The 25,269-nt window shown below is 43.2% G+C and carries 19 protein-coding genes and 2 pseudogenes; 18 read left to right on the top strand and 3 right to left on the bottom strand.

Annotation, left to right across the window (positions count from 1 at the left end; translation table 11 throughout):
* Nucleotides 1-24 precede the first annotated feature (24 nt).
* The 7 genes from ACZ49W_RS06105 (at nucleotide 25) to ACZ49W_RS06075 (ending at nucleotide 6,254) form a co-directional block, all read left to right on the top strand.
* Nucleotides 25-411 (top strand): PaaI family thioesterase, encoded by a 387-nt coding sequence (locus ACZ49W_RS06105; protein WP_464814428.1) that lies wholly within the window; start codon nucleotides 25-27, stop codon nucleotides 409-411.
* A gap of 136 nt (nucleotides 412-547) precedes the next feature.
* Nucleotides 548-2,896: an ABC transporter ATP-binding protein/permease gene (locus tag ACZ49W_RS06100; protein WP_464814427.1), complete on the top strand. Its 2,349-nt coding sequence runs from the start codon at nucleotides 548-550 to the stop codon at nucleotides 2,894-2,896.
* 91 nt (nucleotides 2,897-2,987) lie between these two features.
* Nucleotides 2,988-3,797, top strand: a complete 810-nt coding sequence (locus tag ACZ49W_RS06095; RefSeq protein ID WP_464814426.1) for an N-acyl homoserine lactonase family protein — start codon at nucleotides 2,988-2,990, stop codon at nucleotides 3,795-3,797.
* A 73-nt stretch (nucleotides 3,798-3,870) separates the two neighbouring features.
* Entirely contained in the window at nucleotides 3,871-4,440 is a 570-nt protein-coding gene (locus ACZ49W_RS06090; protein ID WP_464814425.1) for an NAD-dependent epimerase/dehydratase family protein, read from the top strand.
* Nucleotide 4,441: 1 nt separating this feature from the next.
* On the top strand, nucleotides 4,442-4,888 hold the full coding sequence (locus ACZ49W_RS06085; protein WP_464814424.1) for an SRPBCC family protein: 447 nt from the start codon (nucleotides 4,442-4,444) through the stop codon (nucleotides 4,886-4,888).
* Nucleotides 4,885-5,370: an Rrf2 family transcriptional regulator gene (locus tag ACZ49W_RS06080; RefSeq protein ID WP_464814423.1), complete on the top strand. Its 486-nt coding sequence runs from the start codon at nucleotides 4,885-4,887 to the stop codon at nucleotides 5,368-5,370. The genes ACZ49W_RS06085 and ACZ49W_RS06080 overlap by 4 nt, the downstream gene beginning before the upstream one ends.
* Nucleotides 5,371-5,462: 92 nt before the next feature.
* On the top strand, nucleotides 5,463-6,254 hold the full coding sequence (locus tag ACZ49W_RS06075) for an alpha/beta hydrolase fold domain-containing protein (RefSeq protein ID WP_464814422.1): 792 nt from the start codon (nucleotides 5,463-5,465) through the stop codon (nucleotides 6,252-6,254).
* A gap of 39 nt (nucleotides 6,255-6,293) precedes the next feature.
* Here ACZ49W_RS06075 and ACZ49W_RS06070 read toward each other — a convergent pair whose 3' ends face one another.
* Nucleotides 6,294-6,647: a DUF3397 family protein gene (locus ACZ49W_RS06070; RefSeq protein WP_464814421.1), complete on the bottom strand. Its 354-nt coding sequence runs from the start codon at nucleotides 6,645-6,647 to the stop codon at nucleotides 6,294-6,296.
* Nucleotides 6,648-6,702: 55 nt separating this feature from the next.
* Between ACZ49W_RS06070 and ACZ49W_RS06065 the strand changes: the two genes are divergently transcribed.
* From ACZ49W_RS06065 to rplA, 4 genes are all read left to right on the top strand, one after another.
* Complete coding sequence (locus ACZ49W_RS06065) at nucleotides 6,703-7,254, top strand: methylated-DNA--[protein]-cysteine S-methyltransferase (RefSeq protein ID WP_464814420.1); 552 nt, start codon at nucleotides 6,703-6,705, stop codon at nucleotides 7,252-7,254.
* A gap of 29 nt (nucleotides 7,255-7,283) precedes the next feature.
* Nucleotides 7,284-8,156, top strand: a complete 873-nt coding sequence (locus ACZ49W_RS06060; protein ID WP_464814419.1) for a CPBP family intramembrane glutamic endopeptidase — start codon at nucleotides 7,284-7,286, stop codon at nucleotides 8,154-8,156.
* A 126-nt stretch (nucleotides 8,157-8,282) separates the two neighbouring features.
* On the top strand, nucleotides 8,283-8,708 hold the full coding sequence (gene rplK, locus ACZ49W_RS06055) for a 50S ribosomal protein L11 (protein WP_464814418.1): 426 nt from the start codon (nucleotides 8,283-8,285) through the stop codon (nucleotides 8,706-8,708).
* Nucleotides 8,709-8,801: 93 nt separating this feature from the next.
* Nucleotides 8,802-9,491: a 50S ribosomal protein L1 gene (gene rplA / locus ACZ49W_RS06050; RefSeq protein WP_464814417.1), complete on the top strand. Its 690-nt coding sequence runs from the start codon at nucleotides 8,802-8,804 to the stop codon at nucleotides 9,489-9,491.
* A gap of 42 nt (nucleotides 9,492-9,533) precedes the next feature.
* On the opposite strand, the pseudogene ACZ49W_RS06045 reads toward rplA, so the two are convergent.
* Nucleotides 9,534-10,007: pseudogene (locus tag ACZ49W_RS06045) on the bottom strand (transposase); the annotation flags it as partial.
* A gap of 694 nt (nucleotides 10,008-10,701) precedes the next feature.
* Here ACZ49W_RS06045 and ACZ49W_RS06040 point away from each other — a divergent pair.
* The 5 genes from ACZ49W_RS06040 to ACZ49W_RS06020 all read left to right on the top strand — a co-directional run bounded on the left by ACZ49W_RS06040 (nucleotide 10,702) and on the right by ACZ49W_RS06020 (nucleotide 18,622).
* Nucleotides 10,702-13,788, top strand: a complete 3,087-nt coding sequence (locus tag ACZ49W_RS06040; protein WP_464814416.1) for a DEAD/DEAH box helicase family protein — start codon at nucleotides 10,702-10,704, stop codon at nucleotides 13,786-13,788.
* A gap of 360 nt (nucleotides 13,789-14,148) precedes the next feature.
* Nucleotides 14,149-15,213 (top strand): AbiH family protein, encoded by a 1,065-nt coding sequence (locus ACZ49W_RS06035; RefSeq protein WP_464814415.1) that lies wholly within the window; start codon nucleotides 14,149-14,151, stop codon nucleotides 15,211-15,213.
* A 23-nt stretch (nucleotides 15,214-15,236) separates the two neighbouring features.
* The gene (locus ACZ49W_RS06030) at nucleotides 15,237-16,337 is read left to right on the top strand and encodes a restriction endonuclease subunit S (RefSeq protein WP_464814414.1); all 1,101 of its coding nucleotides are present in this window, start codon (nucleotides 15,237-15,239) and stop codon (nucleotides 16,335-16,337) included.
* Entirely contained in the window at nucleotides 16,334-16,981 is a 648-nt protein-coding gene (locus tag ACZ49W_RS06025; RefSeq protein WP_464814413.1) for an SLATT domain-containing protein, read from the top strand. The genes ACZ49W_RS06030 and ACZ49W_RS06025 overlap by 4 nt, the downstream gene beginning before the upstream one ends.
* Nucleotides 16,982-17,005: 24 nt before the next feature.
* Nucleotides 17,006-18,622, top strand: a complete 1,617-nt coding sequence (locus tag ACZ49W_RS06020; protein ID WP_464814412.1) for an HsdM family class I SAM-dependent methyltransferase — start codon at nucleotides 17,006-17,008, stop codon at nucleotides 18,620-18,622.
* A 29-nt stretch (nucleotides 18,623-18,651) separates the two neighbouring features.
* On the opposite strand, the gene queA is transcribed toward ACZ49W_RS06020, so the two are convergent.
* The gene (queA, locus tag ACZ49W_RS06015) at nucleotides 18,652-19,683 is read right to left on the bottom strand and encodes a tRNA preQ1(34) S-adenosylmethionine ribosyltransferase-isomerase QueA (RefSeq protein ID WP_464814411.1); all 1,032 of its coding nucleotides are present in this window, start codon (nucleotides 19,681-19,683) and stop codon (nucleotides 18,652-18,654) included.
* 162 nt (nucleotides 19,684-19,845) lie between these two features.
* Here queA and ACZ49W_RS06010 point away from each other — a divergent pair.
* Together ACZ49W_RS06010 and ACZ49W_RS06005 are read left to right on the top strand one after the other, a co-directional pair.
* Nucleotides 19,846-19,944, top strand: a pseudogene (locus ACZ49W_RS06010) (YSIRK-type signal peptide-containing protein); the annotation flags it as partial.
* An 81-nt stretch (nucleotides 19,945-20,025) separates the two neighbouring features.
* On the top strand, nucleotides 20,026-25,179 hold the full coding sequence (locus ACZ49W_RS06005; protein ID WP_464814969.1) for a ZmpA/ZmpB/ZmpC family metallo-endopeptidase: 5,154 nt from the start codon (nucleotides 20,026-20,028) through the stop codon (nucleotides 25,177-25,179).
* Nucleotides 25,180-25,269: the final 90 nt, after the last annotated feature.

Below are 25,269 nucleotides of genomic sequence, written 5' to 3'. Positions count from 1 at the left end.
TAAAGAAGAAAAGAGAGGAAAATAATGGAAAAATCCTTACATGAAATTCGTGTCTTTGAAAATTTTGAAGAGGTCACGTCTAGCAAGGGGCATGTCGTGGTTAGGACCAAAGTAGTAGAGAAGTCCTTAAATTATTACGGTTTTGCCCACGGTGGCTACCTCTTTACCCTGTGCGATCAAATCAGCGGTTTAGTTGCCCTATCAACAGGTGTGGATGCGGTCACTCTGCAGTCCAATATCAACTACCTCAAAGCAGGAAAGCTCGGTGAAACCTTGACCATCGAAGGGAAGTGTGTCCATGATGGTCGCGCGACCAAGGTGGTCGATGTGACAGTGCTGAACCAAAAAGAGCAAGTCATCGTAAAAGCAAGCTTTACCATGTTTGTAACCGGTGAGCGCAAAGATAATTAAAAAGCCAGTTTCTATTGGCTTTTTTTGTATGATCAAAAAAAAGCAGAGAAAATGAAGACAAAACTATTGACAAAAAAAGTCTTTGGATATAAAATATATCCAAGATAAAAAATATCTCAAGAAAAGGAGCTTATCTATGCTGGAATTAAAATCCATTCGTAAGATTTATGCATTAGGTGGAGAAAAACATCTCGCTTTGGACGATGTTTCTGTCACCTTTGGTGATAAAGAGTTTGTTTCGATTTTAGGGGCGAGTGGTAGTGGAAAAACCACGCTCTTAAATGTCATTGGTGGTCTAGATAGCTACGATAGTGGCGATATGATTGTGGATGGTACCTCAACGAGAACCTTTAAGGACAAGGATTGGGATAGTTACCGTAACGGGACTATTGGGTTTGTCTTTCAAAGTTATAATCTCATTAGTCATTTGTCGATTCTTGAAAATGTCAAGCTAGCACTATCTATCTCAGGTGTTTCCAACAAAGAAAGTACTCAGCGTGCCCTTAATGCTTTAAGAGAGGTGGGACTAGAAAACCACGCTCATAAGAAACCCAACCAGCTTTCAGGTGGGCAGATGCAGCGTGTAGCGATTGCTAGAGCTTTGGTGACCAATCCAAAGATTATTTTGGCAGATGAGCCGACAGGTGCTTTGGATAGTCAGACCAGTGTTCAGATTATGGAGCTGATTAAAGAGATTAGCAAAGATAAGCTGGTTATTATGGTGACTCACAATCCAGAACTCGCACAAGAATATAGTGACCGCATTATTCGTGTGTCTGATGGGCGTATTGTTGAAGACACTGCACCAAAACAGGAGTTGTCAAAAACAGGTCAAGAAGGTTATAAGCCTGTCAAAACAGCTATGTCATTTGGTCAAGCTGTCTCATCTAGTTTTAAAAATTTATTAACCAAAAAGACGAGAACCCTATTAACCACTCTCGCCGCAAGTATTGGTATTATCAGTGTTGGTGTCGTTCTAGCTATTTCTCAAGGGATGAAAGGCTATATCAATACCACTCAGCAAGAGACACTCTCTACCATGCCTATTACCATTTCTCAGGTGGATTCAGGGCTAGGGGCAAGAACTCTCTCGGAGCGTTTGTCAGAAAACACGAATGCACAAAAGACGACGGATATTCGCCCTGCTAAGAATAGTCAAAGCCATCAAAATCGTTATACTGAAAAAGCTTTGGGGCAGGAAAATTTCATTGACTATATGAAAACCAATGCCTCGTCTTACTATAAGAGTATGAATCTCAATAGTGGCTACGCTCTGAAGGCTTTGATCAAAGACCAAAACGGCAATATCACAGAGGTAGAGGACAATACCGTTCAGACCTTGATTGCAACGAATACTAATTTTGCAGTTTTACCAACAGATGAAACAACCATCACAGACAAATATCAACTGGTCGCTGCCAAAGGAGATCGTTTCGTTTACCCTACGGATCATCAACTTATCTTATTTCTAGATTCAGACGGGAGTCTAAGTGAGAAGCAACTCAAGATGTTGGGCTATTCAGGTAAGGACAAGGTGGCTGTTCAAGATGTTCTTGGAAAGAAAATCCGTGTCCTTGATAATAACAGCTACTTCCAAGAGATAAATGGACACTTTCTTCCAAATCCAGTGAACGAAGACCTGTATAATAAGGGGACAGAGTTGGAAATCACGGCGGTCATGCAGCTGAAAGATGCAACGACCACCACCTTTAACGGGACGCTAGGCTATGCGCAAACCTTTCTCGATCAGATGTTGAATAAAGAAAAAACATCCGCTGTTGTGAGCGCCCAGCAAAAAACGCCGACCCAAAGTGTTCTAGGTCTAGCCAATGATAGTTTGAGTGAGGAGGCTTATCAACAAACCATGCAAAGACTAGGAGGATCAGACATCCCGACTAGTATTAGTTTTTACGCCAAATCCTTTGATGATCGTGAAAAAATCTTATCGGTTCTCCAAGATTTTAATCAAGCCCTAGCCAAGCGTTATGGTAAGGACAGTGCAGACTATGAGAAATATGTAATCACCTATACCGATGTGTCTAAGACCTTGACATCTGCTTTTACAGACGTGATTAACTCAGTAACCTTTATTTTGACGGCTTTTTCTGGGATTTCTCTTTTGGTATCATCAGTCATGATTGGGATTTTGACTTATGTTTCCGTGATTGAGCGGACCAAAGAAATCGGTATTTTACGTGCGATTGGCTCACGAAAGAAAGATATTTCACGTATTTTCAATGCCGAAGCTAGTTTATTAGGTTTGACGTCTGGTCTCTTGGGTGTAGGAGTAGCGGCACTTTTGACCTTGCCAATCAATCAAATCGTTGCCAATTCTTTGAAGATTACAGGGTTTACGGCTAGTCTATCTCTTGAAACAGCGGGCGCCTTGGTTCTTCTCAGTATCGGTCTAACTTTCTTGGCGGGCTACATTCCATCTCAGCTTGCCTCACGCAAAAATCCTGTCGAAGCTCTACGAACAGAGTAATGTGAGAAAAAGCAAAAAAACTATTGACAAAAAAAGTCTTTGGATATATAATGTATTTAAGATAAAAAATATCTCAAGAAAGGAGTGAGAAATGATTCGGGTACATGTCTTTAAAACGGGGATGGTTGAGGTAGATGAAGCTTTACTCTATCACCAATTATCGACCAATCCTCTAGCTTATACGGGACTCTTTCGTAGTCCCAAGCACAGGGTACTCATTCCTGTCACATCTTATTTGATTGAACACCCTAAGGGCTATCTCTTGTATGACACAGGCTGGCACAAGGCGGTGCGACAAGATCCGAAGAAACATCTCGGCTACCGCTATCTCTTTAGTAAGCCCTATCTGCCAGAAGGTTGGGCGGTAGATGAACGCCTAAGGCACTTTGGTCTAAGTGCTAAGGATCTCGATTATTTAGTGCTCTCTCATTTGGACTTGGATCATGCTGGTGGTTTGGCACATGTCAAGGATGCCAAGCGGATTATGGTTCACGAAAAGGAGTGGCAGGCAGCACAAAAAGATAAGGTTCGTTACCTATCTTCTCTTTGGGAGGGGGTAAACTTTGAGACTTTTATGACAAGGACCAATCAAGTCTTTGGTAAGGCATCCTATGATGTCTTTGGTGATGACTCGGTCCATCTAGTGGCGACACCAGGGCATAGTCTTGGTTTGACCAGTATTGTGGTGAAAAATCCTGAAGATGATTTTATCGTTTTGGGTTCAGATGTCGGCTATGCTGGGGATTCCATAGAGAAGCGAAAGATTCCTGGCGTTCTTGCTGATAAGCCTGCAGCCGTGTCCTCCCTGATGTGGATGAAAGATCTCTCTCAAATGGCAGGCTGCAAGGGAATTTTCTTCAACCATGACATTCGTCAAAAGGAAGAAACCATCGTGTTATAATTCTGTCCTTGTCCTAAGGGAAGGCGGGATAATCGTTAGTTAGAATTGAAATAACAGAAAAGAGGAAAAAAAGATGACAACAGTTGTATTATTAGGTGGAAATGGCTATATCGGACGCAATGTGACAGAGACTTGGCTCAAAAAAGATCCGAGCGCAGAGTTTTATGTGGTCTCTCGTTCTGGTCAAAACAGCCTTGTCAATAAACGCATTCACAACATCGCAGCTGACGTGACAGATGCTGCAGCGGTAAAGGCTAAGCTACCAGAACAGGTGGATTACATTGTGGATTTTGTAGGTCGTCCGGAGAGTGATCCTGCAGCATTTAAAAAAGTCAATGATGATCCCGCAGAAGTGATGCTCCAAATCGCTAAGGAAAAGAAGGTCAAAGCCATGGGCTTTATCGGCGGTCTCTTAGGACCTAAATCCTTCCTTGAAGGCAAAAAACGTATCGCAGATAAGTTACGTGCGAGCGGGATTCGAACGGAAGTGGTCGAACCCACTGTGGTTTACGGCAATGGACGTAGTGATGTTTTGGCTAAAATGATTCCCCTTTTTAAATTCTTAGGGATGTTTGTCAAAAATATGAAACCTGTTCTAGTGTCTGATGTAGCAGATGAAATGGTTTCAAAAATGGTGAACTAAGATGGTTGTTGAACGTGTCGTTATTGAAAAAACGATCAAAGCTCCTATTTCTGAAGTCTTTGAGTGGTTTTATCATTCGGAAAACTTCATTAAATCTCCCATTGTTTTTAAGGCGGATTGGCGAAAAGGTAGCAGGTGGACAAAAGGTTCCCAACGTGATATTATCATGATAGCGGGCTGGTATTTTGAAGAGATTACCAATGTGGAGCAAAATCGTCTTATCCACTACCGTGTCAATCGCTCTTTCCCTGTGGTTAGGCAGGATTTTACTGAGATTGCCTTTGAAGAACGCAGAAGAGCTGAAACCTTGGTTCGGTGGACCATCGAGCTAGAGGTAAAAAGTCCTATCTTTGCCAAACAAGCCAGTCAACTGGGAGGTAAGATGGCTAAAATCCTCTACTCAACCATCATGACAGCAGGAAAAAAAGTGTTGGAGGGACAGCAATGAAGTTAAATAAAAGTTTTGAACAGGCCACTTATGTGATTACCATGTTGGCTTTGCAAGAGGAGCACAAACCTGTCAAAAGTCACGTCTTAAGTCAGGTCTTGCAGGTGTCTGACTCTTATCTCAAAAAGATTTTGATGAAACTCGCCAAGGCAGGTTTGATTCGCTCTAGTGCCAGTAAGTTAGGCGGCTACCAATTGGCTAAGTCGGTTGATGAAATCAGCCTAAAAGACATCTTTTTTGCCCTAGAGCTCCACTCAGATATTATTGAATTTAAACACATCGCCCATCATATCTACTCTGATACTAGGCATGTTCGTGATGGTGAAGAAAAGGTAAAAATGACCCTATCAAAAGGATTAAGCGCCTTTTTTGATCAATTAGATACCTTGAAAATCTCCGAGTTACTCCACCCAGAAGCCTATCAAGGCGGTGCCATTGATTGGAATAAGGAGGCTGAAAGACTGAGTGAGGTGAAAAAATGAGCCGTTCTTTCAGAGCAATCTTGCTAGAGAGGCTCTTACGGTTTCAGAGTAAAAAACAGAGCGCTAGTGAGCTAGAAGAGGCTTTCAAAGAAATGCAAAAAGGAGCAATTCCCCGCTATGAATTTCCAAGAGGGCTAGCGTTTAGTGTTCCTTTCAAGCGCTTGAATCAGTATCAGCGACCTGTTTTTCAGTTGAATGGTGAAGCCAAAGAGCGAGTGATCATTTATTTTCATGGAGGTGGTCACACTCAGAACTTTATGCCGTATCATTGGCGCTTTCTCAATCGTCTAGCTGAGGAAACGGATAGTCAAGTCCTTGCTTTGGACTATGGCTTGGTGCCTTTTTTCCAGCATCAAGATGCCTTGGATTTGGTCTTTGAGGTATATCAAGACCAGCAACCGCAACTAAGGAGCAAAACAGTTATTTTTATGGGAGATAGCTCCGGTGGCGGTCTTGCCTTGACAGCAGCCTCTTACCTAGCAAGTCAGGGATTGCCCTTGCCAGATCAGTTCATACTGATTTCCCCTTGGTTGGATTTGAGTCTCTCAAATCCTAGGATAAAGGACTATCAGGATATGGACCCGATTTTATCTAAAGAGCGCTTGAGTGTTGCAGCCAAATTTTGGGCAGGAGAGCGTCGTTTACAAGATCCCCTGATCAGTCCAATCTTTGGGGAGAGCTTGCCCATAAAGACAAGCCTTTATATCGGTACTAGAGACATTTTTTACCCAGATGTCTTGGCTTATGCCGAAAAACTAGAGCAAGCAGGTGTAACGGTTCATCTAAGTGTCCAAGACGGTATGAACCATATCTACCCTCTCTTGCCCTTGATTCCAGAAGGGAAATGCGCTCAAGCAGCCATAATAAAGGAAATATTGGAGTAGAAAAAATCCTTTGAAACAATCGTTTCAAAGGATTTTAGTTTATTGGAAAAAAATGGCTATCACTAATATCAAATAAATCATACTAGAGAGCAAGAAACTACTGCGCCAAAAGACCTTGAAAAATCGTCGGTAAGAAAAGCGTGTCGGAGTTCGCCTAAGGAGTAAAAAGCGAAGAACAATAGCCAAGAGCGCTAGGAGCATGCTATAATAGGACAGGCAAGTGTGGGCGAAAAAATGTCCAGATAATAACAGCATTTCCACCATGTAAAAGGGGAGGGTCAAGTCAGGAAACTTGAGTCCAAAACGTTCGAGGTTAAAAAGGCGCGTGATAAAGATGCAAATCAAAGGGGTTATTATAAAGAGGGCGAGTGCCAATAATTTATCGAGTATCATGTTTTTATTGTACCGTGAAACGCTTAAAAAGTAAACTGTTTGAAGGAGAAGGAAGATGAGAAAAAGTAGCTGTGTGAAAGAATGCTTTGAAACACCTTTTGGTCCCATGCTAGGAGTGGCAAATCAAGAAGAACTTTATCTCTTGGTTTTTGAGGATTCAAAGAAAGGTCAACTCCTGTTTTCTCGTTTGGAAAAAGAGCTAGGTGAGGAGATACCAAGAGGGAGTAACCTTATTTTAAAAGAAGTCCAACAGCAACTAGAGGCTTATAGTCAAGGCTTTATCGAGAAATTTGCTCTTCCCTTGGCGAAGCGAGGCACTCTATTTCAACGTCAAGTATGGAAGCAACTAAAGCAAATCCCTTATGGTAAGACCAACTCCTACCAAGCTTTGGCTAGACAATTAGGGGATGAAAACAAGACGAGGGCTCTGGGACAAGCTGTTGCCAACAATCCTTTTATTATCCTAGTGCCTTGCCACCGTGTGTTGGCTAAATCAGGACATTTATCGGGCTATGCTGGAGGAAAAGAGAGAAAGAAGAGCTTATTGGCTTTGGAGCGCTTGACAGCAGGATCCTCTTTTGATAGACTAGCTAAGGTCTCAGAGTGAGGCTATATTTTGGATAATTTGGAGGAAAAATGAATAGTTTAACACGAACAGCACAAAAGCCACCTAGACATTGGTGGACACCTCTTTTAGTTGCGACTTTTGGCTTTGTTGTTGTGAATACGTTGACAGCAATCCTTTTGACCCCTGTTTTTGGTCTGTTGCTTAAAGAAGGTCTGTCAGTCAAAGAAGGGAGTTTAGCAGAGAACTTGGCTCATCTGTTTGGATTTTCAGGCGCACTTATTTTCATGTTGGTCTATAACAAAGGTGTCAATAAACGTGATAGCCGCTCGCTAGGGTTTCGTGCGAGTGATTTGCCCCTTGAGTATCTTAAAGGGATTGGCTTGGCACTTGGAATGATGGCCTTGGTGGTTGCTTCTGTTACCCTTCTTGGTGGTTTTCAGTTCGCTTTTGTTAATCAGCCAAATCTTCTTGCTATTCTTGTCTTGTTCATCGGTTTTGTCATTCAAGGTTTGACCGAAGAGGTGTTAGCGAGAGGCTATGTGCAAAATAGTGTCGCCAGTCTAAAAGGCAAGGTCTGGGGTGTCTTGGTCAGTGCGATTTTCTTTGCCGCTCTTCACGGGGCAAATCCAGGCATGACTCTCATCACCTTACTTAATCTTTTTATCTTTGGTTTGGTCTTCTCCCTTCTTTTTCTCTTGACAGATAGCATGTGGCTGATTGGAGCAGCCCACACCACTTGGAATTTTGTTCAAGGACCGATTTTAGGCATTGAAGTGAGTGGCAATCGCTTTGCTGCGACGCTTTTTGAAGCAAAGTCAACAACTGAACTATCTTGGTTAAATGGAGGTTCTTTTGGTGTTGAGGGTAGCCTTTTTACCACTTTGTTTGGTCTTTTGGCTTGTCTTTGGATGCTGAAAGTTTTGAGAGCAAAAAATTCCTAAAATGCGAGGGAAAATCCTTGCATTTTATTTTTATTTCAGTATAATAGTTAGAGTATGCTAAGCATACCTGTGGGAGGTAAAAAAAATATCTTTACCGCCAAAACCACAACAGGAGGATTTTAGAAAATGGCTAAAAAAGTCGAAAAACTCGTTAAACTTCAAATCCCTGCTGGTAAAGCAACACCAGCTCCACCAGTCGGACCAGCACTTGGTCAAGCCGGTATCAACATCATGGGATTCACAAAAGAATTTAACGCTCGTACAGCAGACCAAGCTGGTATGATTATCCCAGTTGTTATCTCTGTTTATGAGGACAAATCATTTACATTCATCACCAAAACACCACCAGCTGCCGTTCTTTTGAAAAAAGCAGCAGGTGTTGAAAAAGGTTCTGGTACACCAAACACGGCTAAAGTAGCAACTGTTACACGTGCACAGGTGCAAGAAATCGCTGAAACTAAAATGCCAGATTTGAACGCTGCATCTCTTGAAGCTGCTATGCGTATGATTGAAGGTACTGCTCGTTCTATGGGATTCACTGTTGTTGACTAATAGTACCCCATTACCCGCAAGACTTCATCCGTTCTAGATGAGTGACGTGGGAGATGAAAATCGTTAAAACCACATTACAAGGAGAAAGAAAAAATGGCTAAAAAAAGCAAACAAATGCGTGCTGCTCTTGAAAAATTTGACAGCACAAAAGCTTACAGCGTAGAAGAAGCTGTGGCACTCGCAAAAGAAACAAACTTTGCAAAATTTGACGCAACTGTAGAAGTTGCTTACAACCTTAATATCGACGTGCGTAAAGCAGATCAACAAATCCGTGGTGCTATGGTCCTTCCAAACGGGACTGGTAAAACTGCTCGCGTTCTTGTTTTTGCACGTGGTGCAAAAGCTGAAGAAGCAAAAGCAGCTGGTGCTGACTTCGTTGGTGAAGAAGATCTTGTTTCAAAAATCAACGATGGTTGGTTGGATTTTGATGTCGTGATTGCAACCCCTGATATGATGGCACTTGTTGGACGTCTTGGACGTGTCCTTGGTCCACGTAACCTCATGCCAAACCCTAAGACTGGTACAGTTACAATGGATGTAGCTAAAGCAGTTGAAGAGTCTAAAGGTGGTAAAATCACTTACCGTGCTGATAAAGCAGGTATCGTTCAAGCTGTTATCGGTAAAGTATCTTTCGATGCAGACAAATTGGTTGAAAACTTTAAGGCTTTCAACGATGTCATCGTTAAAGCAAAACCATCAACAGCTAAGGGAACTTACATGACTAACGTTGCGATTACAACAACACAAGGTCCTGGTATCAAGGTTGATCCAAATTCATTGTAATCACTGTTGAAAAGAAGCTCAATATCAACCGTAGTGGGTGATTTATAAAGAGCAACGAGAGAGAACCAGATGTGTTCTCTCTTTTTGTATGTTCAAAGCGATGAGAATCTTGATTTTAAAGTTTTTGAAGTTATAGAAAACAAAGACTTGGCACTTGATGTCTTTGATGATTTTATTGGTGGCTTCGAGTTTGGCATTGGAATAAGGGAGTTTAAGAGCGTTGGTGATGTAGGTTCTGTAGGATTTAAAGGTGCAAAAAACGGTTTTAAAGAGAGCTTTCTGCTATTCTTCTGTAGTAGCTTCCAGTGGATTGGATTAGTTTAGCCCGAGCTTGAAAATGAGAAAGGCGAGGTCGTTTAATGATAGAAATATAGCGTTAGACATATCACAGGTGAAAGTTTTAACCGTCTCCTGAACCTTTCTCAGGTATCTGTAGAAGTAGTTCTTGATAGTGGTCTGGCGGTTGTTCTCAAGAAGCGCCATGACTTTCTTGGTCTCAAAATCTTGAGCGATGAAGGTGAATTCGTCTTTGTTTCGATTTTGGGCTGAGCCAGACTATCTCCGGATTGGTTCACTCCCCAGATAACATTCGAGGCAATATGAGAAATCGTAAACTGATTGAGTTGTCTTTGAATCGCAGAGATGGAGATATGGAAATGTCTTGCAATAGCAGTATTGTTGAGTTTTTCGGTGTGAGGTTGAATGGTTTTGTGCCAGATAGACTGGGAGATTTGATGCGCTTTCCCCCACACAGCGGACAGTTTAGCGCAGGGGAAACGAGCTTAACCGTAATTTCGAGATGGTCATCTCCTTTATGAGTGGATAAAATCCTGATATTTGGGTCTTTTAGTCCGATTAAATTTGAGGTATGATTTTCGCTTTTCTATTTTTCAGCTCAAGAATCAACAGTCACTTCTCTGATTTGTACTCAAAAAGCTCCATAACCTCCGTGAGGTATTTTACCCATTACAGATATTATAGAGTCTAAAAACCTAGGATGTCCTAGGTTTTTTTGCTATTTTCATCAAAAAATCGTCAAAAAGTAGAGCAAAAACTTGACAAATCGAAACGTTGATATACTACATATATCAAAGGGTTGACCTTCGGCCAACCCTTTTCTAACAGTAAACATCATTAAAAATGGTCATCTCTTTTGAGATGTTTCATCGCTATTTAGAAAACCGTTTTCAAAAAAAAAGGAACTGTTCTTATGTCTTGTTACAACGAACTCTCTCGTGTCCAACTGCCAGCTGTTTTGCACCTAGAGCGTCTAGGTTATCGCTACCTGAGTAAGAACGATGACCTCTACCAAAAGAGGGACAAGACCACCAATATTCTCCTAGATGTCCTCAAGGAGCAGTTTTTTAAGCTCAATCCAGCTGCGAGTGAGCAGGATTTTAAACGAGAGCACCAAAATATCCAGTTAGAGCTTGGCGCAAATGATTTGGGACGGCGTTTTTTCTTGCGTTTGCAAGGCAAAAGTGCTGACTCCTCTTTTTGCTGGATCAACTGGGAGGATTTTCGTAAAAATGACCTGAGAGTGGCGATCGAAGTGACCTACAAAGATGGTGAGGAGCGCTTTCGTCCTGACTTGGTCATCTTTGTCAATGGTCTGCCTTTGTCTTATATCGAGCTCAAGCGTCCCAACCATGTGGCAGGAGGTGAGACAGGGATTTCTATCGAAAAAGAGCGTTTGTCTAGACGCATGCAGACCAAGGCTTTTAGGCGCTTTAACAACATCACCCAGCTCATCGCCTTATCGGATAACCAGCCCTATATCGAGGATTTGGGAGATTTTCAAGGGTCTTACTATACCTCCATCAGTAGGGGGGTCATCAAGCTCAATGCCTTTAAGGAGGAAAGGCAAAGCGACTATATCGATCATCTCCTTCCCTTAGAGGAGCATCAGGTGGTTGAGCTCTTGACGGATACGAATAAGCAGGTGCTCCGGCACTCGAAAGAGTTTCTCACCAATTGTGAGGAAAATACTCCCTTGAATAGCTTTCTCTCCTCCCTTTATTTCCCAGAGCGGTTGGGATTTTTCCTGCGCTATGGCTTGGTCTATGTGGAGGAGACGACCAAGGCAGGAGACAAGGATCTGCAAAAACACGTCCTGCGCTATCCCCAGTATTTTGCGACCAGAAGCATTGAAAAAGCCCTTGATGAGGGGGTCAAAAAAGGCATTATCTGGCACACGCAAGGCTCAGGTAAGACGGCGCTGGCTTATTTTAATGTGCGCTATTTGACAGATTATTTTGCCAAAAAAGGTAAAGTACCTCGTTTTTACTTCATCGTGGACCGACTAGATCTAGCAGAGCAGAGTGCTAAGGAGTTTAGAAAGCGTGGTCTCTCGGTCAAGATGATGGAAAATAAAGACCAGCTCAACCAGCCTTTTTCTGAGGATATTGCTGTCTTTAATATCCAAAAAACCACCGAGGAGACCGATCTGACGGATCACTCTGGCTATGACCTCAATGTACAAAATGTCTATTTTATAGATGAGGCACACCGTTCATACAACGAGCGCGGATCCTACCTGCCTAATCTTTATCAGGCAGATCCTAATGCCATCAAGATTGCCCTGACAGGAACCCCCTTAATCCACATGGATCAGACCAAGGAAAAGGTGGACCGTGCAACGACCAGAGAGATTTTTGGGGACTATATCCACAAATACTACTATCACCAGTCCATCGCTGATGGCTATACCCTACGTCTCATGAGAGAGCGCATTGCCACCGCTTATGAGGAGCATTTGCAAGAGCAAAATCAAACTTGGCAGGACCAAGAGGTGACAGAGAAGGCCTTTAAGGCGCATAGAGACTATGTAAAACCGCTGCTCGAGTATATCTTGCAGGACTTTTCGGACTTTAGGACCAGATATGGTGATGAGACGACAGGGGGCATGATCGTTGCCCATACGTCGGAGCAGGCTAGGGAGCTGGCGCGTCTTTTTGAGGAAAAGAAAGAAAAGGCAGAAACGCCCTTTACCTTTGCTCTCATCCTTTCTAGCCTAGAGGACAAGGAAGAGATGAAGCGTGAGCGTGACCGCTTTAAAAAAGGGGAAATTGACTTTCTCATCGTCCACAGCATGCTGCTAACAGGATTTGATGCTCCAAGGCTCAAAAAACTCTATCTGGCAAGAAAAATTAAGGCGCACACGCTCCTTCAAACCCTGACACGGGTCAACCGCCCTTACAAGGATTTTCGCTTTGGCTATGTGGTGGATTTTGCCAATATCTCAGAAGAATTTGAAAAGACCAATCAAGCCTATCTCACAGAGCTCAAGGAGGAGTACGAGGAAGAGGAGGCTTATCAAGCTATCTTTATGAAGGAAGAGGAGCTAAAAGCCGAGCTAGAAGAAGCCCAAAAAGAACTGAGTCGCTATCCGATAGATAATCTCGAGCACTTCTCAAGAGAGCTCTCCACTATCATGGATAAAACAGCGCTCAAAGAGGTCAAAAAAGCGCTCGACACCCTAAGGTCTGGCTACAACCAAGCCAGATATCTAGGCTATGAGGACCTGCTCAAGACTCTTGATAAGGAAAAAATCGCAAACCTCTACCACCTGTTAGACGATCGGATCAAAACCCTGAATATCCTCTACCGTGAGGACGGGGAGGAATCCAGTGACTTTTTAGATCTAGCCCTAAAGGGGACAGCCATCTCCTTTGAAAAACTAGGTGAAGAAGAACTGGAACTAGCCAAGGTCAAGGAGGCTACCACAGACAGCAGACGGCGGACCGCAGAAGTCCTGATGGAAAATGAGGACACCGAAGACCCCGACTACCAAAGAGCCTACAAGGACTTTAAAGACGCAGTCAGAGAGAGTGAAAATATCAAAGACAGCCAGACCTACAAGGACTACTACGAGAAGTTTAAGGCTATCCTCACAAAGTCTGAGGCCATCAAAAAAGCCGAAGTCGAAAGCTACAAGGCAGTGGGTGAGCGTTATAAAGTTATCCACGATGCCGTGGAGAAAATCAATGCAGAAAACAAGCGCCTAGCCGCTCACTTTAGCGGAGATAGGAAATACGCCAGAGCCTACCGCAAAACCACTCAGTCAAGAGATAGCAAGACCAACCCAGAGTTATTGGCAGTCGCCCAAGATGCCAAAAGTGAGCTAGACCAAGCCGTCATGAACAACCGAGCTATCCTCACAAACCAAGGCTACTTTGAAAAGGAAAGCGCCAAAGCCATCAGCAAACACAAACGAAAACGAGGCTTTACCCTCTTGCAACTCCCAATTATCAAGCAGTTTGCCAAGATTTTGAGTAAGGAATATATGGAGGAATAACAAGATACAAAGGGACGATTTGCCTAAGGCAAAATTTTCGACAGGAAAATTAGGAAAACTGACGAAGAAGCTTTGGCTTCTAGGAAGTTTTATCTATTTTATCGAGAAAATAGTCCCGTGTTCAGTTAAGATGCACAGCCCGTAGCCCGTGTTCCACGCACCAAGTCTAAAGGAGACTAAAGCCTCTCTTTAGACTACGCTTTTTGCTATCAGGCAAAAAGCTAGGTGCCTGACTTGTTTTTCCGAGTTTTGTCATCGAAACCCCGGAAAAACATCGCAATTGTAAGATACAAAGCCACGGTTTGCGTAGCAAAATTACGATACAAAGCCCGTTAAAAAAGTGAAAAGAAGGAGGAAGAGATGGAAAATCTGTTTATTATTGGAAATGGGTTTGACTTGGCACATGGACTCAAGACCAGTTATGGGGCATTTAAAGAATATATCCACCATAAAGGAAAAATAACGAAAACAGATCAAGAACTACGACAAGAAGATTTAGTTGACATCAATCATCCTTTTTTGGGAATTTGTGCTGATGAAAAGGGTCGGATTACGGATGAGAAGTTGGCAAGATTTTACTATCATTTGATGCTGAAGATTAGCGATCTGAGAGAAGACGAGATGTGGCATGAGTTTGAGGAAAATCTCGGTTATCTCCACATGCTCCCAGAGTGGGAAGATTTTTCTGAGGATATGGAAAAAATTGCTTATCTGTTGGAACAAGTCTATGCGCCAGCGACACGAGAGCTTTTTCTCCAATGGATAGAAGAGGAGGTGTCAAAAGATGTAGAAAAATTGAGCGTTGTGAATCGAAAGCAGCTCATCTGGGATCTCAAAGACAGTTATTTTCTCACCTTTAACTTTACCAGAGTGTTAGAGGAGTTTTATGAGATACCTGAACATCTGGTGTGTCACATTCATCTTGCTAGGGATGAGAAAAGAGAAAGAGTCGCTATTGTGGGGCATGGTAGAGAGATGCTGGATTTACGAAAAATGGAAAATTCGCCATCTGGCTATTTCTTAGAGAGTGCAACTTATTCCACTCACAAAGATACCCTTGCTCAGTACACTGCTTACGCTGATTTTTTTCAGCGGTTGACCACTGTACGTCGGGTTTACTGCATTGGTCATAGTTTGTCAAAGATTGATGAGTTGTATTTTAGGGTCTTATTTGATGAACATGAGGGTGAAATTGAGCTTTATTTTGATAGCTATTTTCATGATGAAGGAAAAGATAATAACTATCAAGACATGCTACGTCGCCTTCAAATCTATGGCGCTCGAATCAAAAAAGCTACGGTGATTAACCTAGAAACCAGAGAGGAATTTGAACTCCCAGTGGATAGAGGCCGTGAGGAAGAATTGGTTAGACAAAATCAAGATTATATTTACATAAATTATATGGGGGGAGAGGAATCTTGGTGAAGAGGGAGGAAGAGATGGAGGAGATGAGATTAAAGGATTTACTAGTAATAAAAAACGGAAAAAAATATGATGCTTTGGGAGAAGGAGAAATTCCAGTATTTGGTTCAGGCGGTATTATAACATATGTCGATGACTTTCTTTATGATGGGGACACAATCTTGTTACCTAGGAAAGGAACATTGAATAATATCATGTTCCATACTGGAAAAGTTTGGACTATAGATACAATGTATTATACAGATATTAATAATAAAAAAGTTATTTCTGAATTTCTATATTTTTATTTAAAATCATTAGATATTAATAATCTTCACACAGGTTCTACAGTACCAAGTATGACAGCTTCTGCATATTATGGAATACATATCCCCCTCCCCCCTCTCCCCACCCAAAAAGCCATCGCTGGTGTGCTGTCCGTCCTTGATGACAAGATAACCCTCAACAACCAGATTAACGAGGAGTTGGAGAAGCTAGCGACGCTGATCTATGAGCGGTGGTTTGTGCAGTTTGACTTTCCTGATAGTAAGGGTCGCCCCTACAAAAGCTCAGGCGGTGAGATGGTCTATGATGACAAGCTCAAACGAGAAATCCCTAAAGGGTGGGAAGTCAAGAAGTTGGGGGAATTGGCAGAACTCTATCAGCCACAAATTATATCTTCTAAAGATTTAGTGGATGATGGTAAATATGAGGTATATGGTGCAAATGGAGTTATCGGAAGATATAGTGACTATAATCATGAACAAAGTCAAGTTATCATAGGTTGCCGTGGAGTTTGTGGAAATGTTTTAATAACGGAACCTTATTCCTGGATTACAGGAAATTCTATGGTGATAGACTTTAATGATAAAGAAAATATTTCTTTAGATTATGTTGAAAAGTTACTCCTTAATTCACATATTGAAAGAGTTATAACTGGTTCTGTACAAAAACAAATTACTAGAACCAATTTATCAAGTTTGAAAGTTGTTCAACCTTCAAAAGAAATATTATTAGAGTATAGTAATCTTTTGAGGAGCAATCTAGAAAAACGATTTAAATTGAAACAAGAAAACCGCCATCTCGCAGAACTGCGTGACTGGTTACTGCCTATGCTGATGAATGGGCAAGTGAGGGTGAGTGAATGACAAATGTCAACAAGGAATTTAAAGAAAGAACAATTGAGGATGAAATCAGTTTAAAAGCAGATACCTTGTCAATTGTCCGAACCGCACGTATAAAAGCGAGTGAGCGATTGTATAGCTACGCTCAAAAATGGGAATTTATTTTTCTATTGATGAGTATTTTGTCAATGGGAATGTTAATCTTTTCGCTTAAAAATTTAGAAAAAGATAATCGTATTATCATTTCTGCCTTGTTCTCGGTTTATAGCCTTCTCGTGCAAAATTTTGTTTCTAAGTTAAATTACAATGAACGTGCCTTGAAATTTCACTATCATCAGTTGAACATAGAAAATCTATTATTAGAGCTAAAAGGATTATTGCGCAATAAAGAGATGACTCAGGAAGAAAAAGAGAGACAATATAAGGAAACCATGCGTGTCTATCAAACAAGCTTAGAAGGCTATGAAAATCATTCGGATTTGGATCATAAAAAAGCGAGAAAACGCAAAACAAAACATTATGATGAGGTTAACCAAAGAAACTGTTGTTCACTATCGCCAATAAAAGAATGGCTTTCTTACAAAGATTTTAGCTGGGACTCACTTTTTCTTTATGTTCAGTTTCCCATTGTTAGCCTATTTCTTTCTTTTTACCTCACTTCAAAATAATTATAGACAAGGAGTAAAGACCCCATGAACCCAACACACACCCAACAGATTAAACAGTTGGTCGATGATTTAAAAGCCGTTTTGACTCATGCAGGGCTAAGCGGTGAGGCGGGCGAGTATGCCCTTGTGACTCAGTCATTTCTCTACAAGTTTTTGAACGACAAGTTCCTCTATGAGGCGAGGAAATTAGATAGCCACTATGACTATCAGGGCCTGATGGCGCTGAGTGAGGATGCCTATGAGGAGGTGCTTATCGATGTGGGCAATGAAGCTGCAGAGCTCAAGAAAGAGCATCTCCTAGAGTCTCTTCACCCCTTGCAAAACCATCCTGATTTTGCCAAGACCTTTGATGAGACCTTAAACGACATCGCCGTGATCAATGATGCTATCTTCTCAGTTCACACGTCGGGTGATAGCGAGATTCGCCTCTTTGATAGTAACCTCATCGAAAGCAACATCAATGATTCCCAAAAGCGCAACGAAGTGGCGAAAAAAATCATCAATCTCTTAGCCAGTGTGCGCTTTGAGGATGGTATCTTTTCTGAAGGCTTTGACTTTTTCCTCACTATCTTTGAGTACATGATTAAAGACTACAACAAAGACGGTGGGGGCAAGTATGCCGAATACTACACGCCTCACTCAGTCGCTAAGATTATCGCTCGGATCTTGGTAGGACATGACGAGCCAAGCAGTGTCAAGATCTATGACCCCGCAGCAGGTTCAGGCAGTCTCCTCATGAACCTAGCAGGCCAGATTGGACGCGATCGCCTTTCGGTTTATGCTCAGGACATCTCGCAAAAATCTTCTAAGCTACTGCGTCTCAACCTCATCCTCAACGGTCTAAGCCACTCCATCCAAAATATTGTGCAGGGTAATACCATTATCGATAACCGCCATGAGGACAAGATGGACTATATCGTATCCAACCCGCCTTTTAAGCTAGATTTTTCTGACTGGCAAAGTGAAGTCACTGACCAAAAAGACGCGGATACACGTTTCTTTGCAGGCGTGCCCAATGTCCCAACCAAGAAAAAAGACAGCATGGCCATCTACCTGCTCTTTGTTCAGCACGTCATTTACAGCCTCAAGGAGACTGGAAAGGCAGCCATCGTGGTGCCGACAGGCTTTATCACCGAAAGTAAAGGCATTGCTAAGGAAATCAGACGTTATCTAGTGAAAAACCGCATGTTAGCAGGCGTTGTCTCCATGCCGTCTAATATCTTTGCTACCACAGGGACCAACGTCTCCATCCTTTTTCTAGACAAGACCAACAAGGACACCGTCACTCTCATCGATGCCTCAAAGCTTGGAAGTAAGATCAAAGATGGCAGTAATCAAAAAACAATCCTCTCATCGGACGACGAGGAGCATATCATCAACACTTTTATCAACAAAGAAGCCCTAGAGGATTTCTCTGTGGTGGTTAGTTACGAGGATATTGCTGAGAAAAATGATTCCTTTAGCGCAGGGCAGTATTTTGATATCAAGATTGACTATGTGGAGCTAACGACTGAGGAGTTTGAAGAAAAACTCAGCCACTCAAAAGCTCGGCTTTCTGATTTATTTGCCCAGTCTAAGGACTTGGAAGAGAGTATTTTAGCCAATCTTGAATCGTTGGTATTTGATGAGGAGACAAAATAAGAGTTTGGAAATAGCCAAACTCTTATTTTTTACTTCACAAACATGGCATCTCCAAAGCTAAAGAAGCGGTAGTGGTTTTCAATGGCGTGTTGGTAGCTCTCAAGGGTGAACTCGCGTCCAGCAAAAGCGGAGACTAGCATGACCAAGGTGGATTTTGGCAGGTGGAAATTGGTGGAAAAAGCGTCCACCACCTTAAACTGGTAGCCCGGTTTGATAAAGATATTGGTCCAACCAGAAGCTGCCCTTAGCTTGCCGTCATATTGGGAGCCGATAGTTTCAAGGGTACGAATGGAGGTGGTGCCGACTGCGACCACGCGCTTGCCATTTGCCTTGACCTGATTGAGAGTGTCGGCTGCTTCTTGAGAGAGCTGGTAAAACTCGGAGTGCATCTCGTGCTCCTCAATCTTATCCGCCGAAACAGGACGAAAGGTCCCAAGCCCCACGTGAAGGGTCAGATAGACCAGATGAACGCCCTTGGCTTCAATCTCAGCCAGCAAATCCTCGGTGAAGTGCAGTCCTGCTGTCGGAGCAGCGGCAGAGCCATTTTCCTTGGCATAGACGGTCTGGTAGCGTTCCTTGTCCTCTAGTTTTTCATGGATATAAGGAGGCAGTGGCATCTCACCGAGGCTTTCTAGCACCTCTAGGAAGATGCCCTCATAGTGGAACTGGACGATGCGCCCGCCGTGCTCTAGCTCCTCGGTGATGGTGGCACTCAAGCGTCCGTCACCAAAGGCGACCTTGGTGCCGACTTTGAGACGTTTGGCAGGTTTGGCGAGAACTTCCCAATGGTCATCCTCTAGCTGTTTTAAAAGCAAGAACTCTACATGTCCATGGGTGTCTGGCTTTTCCCCATAAAGTCTTGCAGGAAGTACCCGAGTGTTGTTCATGACAAGGGCATCCCCAGGCTCTAACTCATCAAGGATATGGTAAAACTGGGTGTCAACCATGGTCTTTTTTTCACGGTCAATGACCAACAGTTTGGACTGATCACGTTGCTCAAGCGGTGTCTGCGCAATCAGCTCCTCAGGTAAATCAAAATCAAAATCACTGGTTTGTAACATCATATTCCTCTTTTTAAATCAGTATCTCTTCTATTTTATTTTAAAATGCAGGAAAAAGCAAACAATTTTAAGAAGTTGTTGCAAGAAATGCAACGAAAGTCAGCAAAAATCGGAAAGAAGTGATAAAATAGAAAAGAAGAAAGCGTTTTTAAGAAAGGAGATGGGATGAAGGAATTTCGTTTTTCCATTAGAAAATTAAAGATTGGTCTAGTGTCCTTAGCTATCGGCTGTTTTAGTGTGGGAAGTGTCTCTGGTTTAGAGGCTAAAGCCCAGCAAGAGGGCTTGTCTGTGCAGTACCACTATCAAACGGCAGACGAGGTGACGCAGGAGGAAAAAGAACTCATGCACACGGGGCTACCGCAGAATACGAACCAAGAGAATCAGGTGTACTATGTGGTCTATCAACCAGCGGGCTCTGCCTTACCAAAGACAGGGAGTTTGTCCCCTTCGCTGTTGACCTTGTCAGGTGGCGCTTTGTTGGTTGTGATTGGTTTTGGAATGAGGAAAAAGAAAGGGGCTTCTGTGGTTTCCTCTCTCTTTTTGGTGGGCGCTGCTGGTGTGATTGCCGTTTCTAGCGTTTCTGCCTTGGAGCGGGGGCTACTTTCGCCTTACGATCAGTCTTTCACCATTCAAGTGGGCGATAAGCTCCCTGATATTCAGCACATCCCTGGTTATCGCTACTTGGGCTATGTGGATGAGGCTGATTTGGCTAAGAAGGCATTGGCGCAACCAAGCAGTGATAAGGATATTGCGCAAGAAAAGACGCCAACACAAGAAGGGGCGGCTCTTTCTCGTCAGTTTCCTTCCATCTCGCAAGACAAGGTCGCACAGGAAAGCGAGCCATCCGAAAAGTTGGCATTCGATTCCAATGTGATAGCCTCTCAACCAACACCATCCATTGAAGCCCCGCAAGTTGAGTTGACCCACGAAATTGATCCAAATCCTCCAGTTGTTGAAAAACCCGAGCTTGAATTGCACCACGAGGTTGATCCAAATCCTCCAGTGGTTGAGAAACCAGAGTTTGATTTGCAGCACGAGGTTGATCCAAATCCTCCAGTAGTTGAAAAACCTGAGCTTGAATTGAAACACGAGGTTGATCCAAATCCTCCAGTTGTTGAAAAACCCGAGCTTGAGTTGCACCATGAGGTTGATCCAAATCCTCCAGTGGTTGAGAAGCCCGAGTTTGAATTGCACCACGAGGTTGATCCAAATCCTCCAGTGGTTGAAAAACCCGAGTTTGAATTGAAACACGAAGTTGATCCAAATCCTCCAGTGGTTGAGAAACCAGAGTTTGAATTGAAACACGAAGTTGATCCAAATCCTCCAGTGGTTGAGAAGCCCGAGTTTGAATTGAAACACGAAGTTGATCCAAATCCTCCAGTGGTTGAGAAACCAGAGTTTGATTTGCAGCACGAGGTTGATCCAAATCCTCCAGTAGTTGAAAAACCCGAGCTGGAATTGCACCACGAGGTTGATCCAAATCCTCCAGTGGTTGAAAAACCCGAGCTTGAGTTGCACCATGAGGTTGATCCAAATCCTCCAGTAGTTGAAAAACCTGAGCTTGAATTGAAACACGAGGTTGATCCAAATCCTCCAGTGGTTGAAAAACCCGAGCTGGAATTGAAACACGAGGTTGATCCAAATCCTCCAGTTGTTGAAAAGCCTGAGTTTGAATTGCAACACGAAGTAGATCCCAATCCCCCTGTTGTTGACAAGCCAAGTCTAGATTTATCCAAAGAACATGTTTCAGTAGTTGACCCCAATCCACCGGTGGTTGAGAAATCTGAATTAGACCCGAGCGCACTGGTTTCCCAAACGCCTCCGCCAGTCGAGGACCCTTCTGTTGACTTGACTCACGAAGTCGATCCAAATCCTCCAGTGGTTGAAAAGCCAGAATTTGATTTGCGTCACGAGGTTGATCAAGACCCTCCAGTTGTTGAAAAACCCGAGCTTGAATTGCACCACGAGGTCGATCCAAATCCTCTAGTGGTTGAAAAACCTATTTTTGAGTTGAGGAAAGAAGTGGACGCAGAGCCAGAAGTCATCAGTAAGCCTGTGTTTGTTTTGACCAAAGAGAGGGTCAGTTTGGTTGATGTCGATACCTTGGTTGTCGAAAAAGGTTTGGCACCCTTGCAGTTGGCTAGTCTGGTCAAAGATGTTGAGGACCTCTTGCATCAGCCAGTGGATGTCGAGCGTAAGACCCCTGCTAGCTTGAGCCACTATGAAACTGCCAAAACCCAGGCGCTAGAAGCCCTGTCTCAAGTCCACGCCTTTTTATTGACTTTCCCGACTGTCAAGCACCCAGATTTAGCTTCCCATGAGGCTGCCTTGAGAACGGCAAAAGATAGCTATGAAAGGGCTAAAAATAGCTTAGAAGAGATTGAGAAGATCAAACCAAGCCTTGAGTTGACCCAACTTGAGCAGGTTGGAGATAGACCAGAATTTGTGCTAGCCTATCACTTGCAAGATCCAGATGAGAGTTTTGTTGGCCTAGAGTTATTGCTCAAGGACAAGGCGACACAAGAGGTCAAGCAAAGGCTGTCGCTGTCTAAATCTCAACTTTCAAACATTCCTTTACCTCATTTGGATGAAGAAAAGGACTATCAACTTGAGGCCAAGCTCCTCTATCAAACCAAGCAGGGCCAAGCAGCAGAAAGTCTGCCAGTGCAAGAAGTGGCTCTTGCTCGTAAGCAGGTTGCTATTCGAGGCATCCAGTCCGCCCAACTCTTGCAGCTAGAAGATGGTCAGCTGAGCTCAGTTTCTCACATGACTAGCGCTAGTCAACCGGAACGCTATTATTTGCGCTTATTGCGAGATGATAAGCGCACGCTCTTGTTGCCGGTCAGTCAGCTAGTGCCAAATGAAAAGGGTTATACTATTCGGGCTTCTTATCCTGACTGGGCAAAAGGGAAAGACAGTGTGAATCCGGACATCACAGTCAATCTATCCCAAGACGGACAGATTCATCTTGCTTCATCGCCTGCTAACGAACAGAGAAACGAGCAAGCATCTAGGCAAACAGCTTATGCCAACCTAGAAAAACTCCTTCCTTTCTATAACAGGGATTATATCGTGCGTTTGGGAAATCAACTGGATGAGAGCTCACCTTTGTTTAGCAAGAAAGTGGCTAGCCTAGCGACCATGCAGGATCAGGCCATTAAGGCGGATTGGTATGCGGACAAGGGAAGCATCAACCATCTGTTAGTCCGTTTTGACGATGGTACAAAGACTGTGCTAGACTTGACACCAAAGGGATTCTTTAAGGATACCGGCATCTATGAATATGCCATAGCAGGCACGCCTCTCCTTTATACGCCAGAGCAATTTGTACAGTTGCCAGACCACCTTTTGGATGATGTGATAGCCCGTCTGGAACAGGTAGCCTATACGTCAGATGAGCTATGGAAACTCATCTACCCAACCTCTGATTTTCGCTTAGAGGACGAGGGTAAGGAGGAGCTTTTGCAAAAGCTCTATCTAGAAAATTCCTTCAAGCAAGTGAAAGATCATCTGCTCTCCCTCATATCAGCGACCTTAGCACAAAGTGAGGTGGCAGATTTATCTGACTCTCGGATTGCTCAAGCCATCAAGGCTCGCTTGGAGAAAGAGGGTCTTGCTCTCTTGCTGGGTCTGACCTATATGAATCGGTATTATGGGGTTCACTTTGACGAGGTGAATATCAAGGATTTGGCGACTTTCTATCCAGCCTTTTTGGGCAAGGGGGAAAGTGATGTCTTAGCTTTCCTTGCTGGTCTAGGACGTTCAGGCTATGATCACCTTCATGCCAAGGGCAATCCTGAAACCTATGCGAAATATCTCGCTCCTCTTTCTGGTAAAGCTGGTCTAAGGGATTATCTAAGTGCTTATCGTCAGCTCTTTACCCAAAAAGATGAGGACGCTTGGTTTAAGTCAGCGACTAAGGCTTATATCGTGGAAGAACCATCGCATGCTAAACCAGATCAAGCCTATCAGGTCTATGATTTGCTTAATTCGCCACTCCACCAATACATGATTTTACCGCTGCTTAATCTTTCTCAAGAAGGTATCTTTATCATGAGCAACATGGTGACCCTAACCTTTGGTCTCTTTGGACGTTACATGGATATGGATTTAAAAGAGACCGACCCAGCACGGTATCAGCTAGAGCTAGAGAAGTGGAAGAAACAGGTCGATTATTTCGCAGGGGTACAAAGGGATCACATGGACTTCTGGTATCGCATGATTAAGCCAAATGTCAAAGACAAACTCTATCATCAAGACGATTTGCTTCCTCTGACGGTTTGGGATGGCTATAAGGTCATCTCAAACAAGGAAGGTAGTCGGTGGTTACCGCCTTATGGTGATGAGGCGACCTCCAATATGTTAGAGTTCTTTGGTCCAATCGGCAAATACTATAAGTGGCACAATGCTGGTGCTTATGCTGGAGGCAAGGTGCATTATGAACGGACACAGGCGATAAGCTTATATGGCTCTTCTGTCTATACGCATGAAATGACCCACAATTTAGATTGGACGGTGTATCTAGGTGGTCATCATAGACGACCTTATATGGGACCTGAAGCCTTTGCTCAAGGTCTTCTCCAGTCTGCTCAAAGCGCAAATGTTGGCAACTTTGCTCTCAATACGCATATCAATTATGACAACTATGACAGTGGTCGTTATAAGACCGCTAGACTGTATAATCTCTCCCCAGATCGCTTCCAGACCGAGGCGGATCTCAAGACCTACACACATGGCATGATGGATGTCATCTACACGCTTGAGGCTTTAGAAGGACAAGCTATCCTTGAGTCCAACCCAGTCGATGAGATGCCCCTCCTTCATACTATTAGTGTCCTTCCAAAACCAGTCGGCTATATCTCGAAAATCAATCCAATAACCAAAGAAGAGGCAGAAAGCCTTCATACACTGGATGATTTGGTGGATAAGGGCATTGTCCTAGCGACCAGTGCTGAACATAATACCAAGTTTATCGGTCAAGATGGCTATAATCAAGTCCCTCTCTTTAGCGCTAATTACAGTGGTCTAACCTTTGATAAGGGCAATGGTGCCATCGATACCCTTAGCTTCAAGCGCCTAGCTTATGAAGTGTTAGCAGCTTATGGCTATGATGGTTTCTTGGGTTATGTTTCTGATCAATATAAGGCACAAGCCATAGCAGAAGGTGTTCCTCTCAATGACACTTATATCCTGTCTAAGATTAGTGGAGGCAAGTACCATACCTTCCAAGACTTTAAAAAAGCGCAGTACAAGGAGCGTTTGGATAAGGTCAATCGCTTGAAACCTATCACCTTTACCTACTTAGGCGAGACACACCATGTTTCCCAAGCAGATATCATCAAACTTATGAAAGAGGCCATCCAGCGTGACCTCAAGATCAAGAAGAATAGCCCATCCGCTGCACCAAATAGTGTCAAAGCGCTTAAAGAAGCCATTTACCGCGCTTATCTCCTTGATACCGATGACTTTAGACAGTCTATCTATCAAGGTGAGTGACAAATATAGAGAGAATCCAGAGAAAGGATTCTCTCTTTTTATTTCACCCTAATCAATGAACGAAAAATAAGAAAATAAAATCACGATAAA

The organism is Streptococcus sp. STR1/CE/0325, assembly GCF_055386095.1.
Note: the sequence above shows the minus strand (reverse complement) of the source record. Positions and strands in the feature narration are given on the sequence as shown.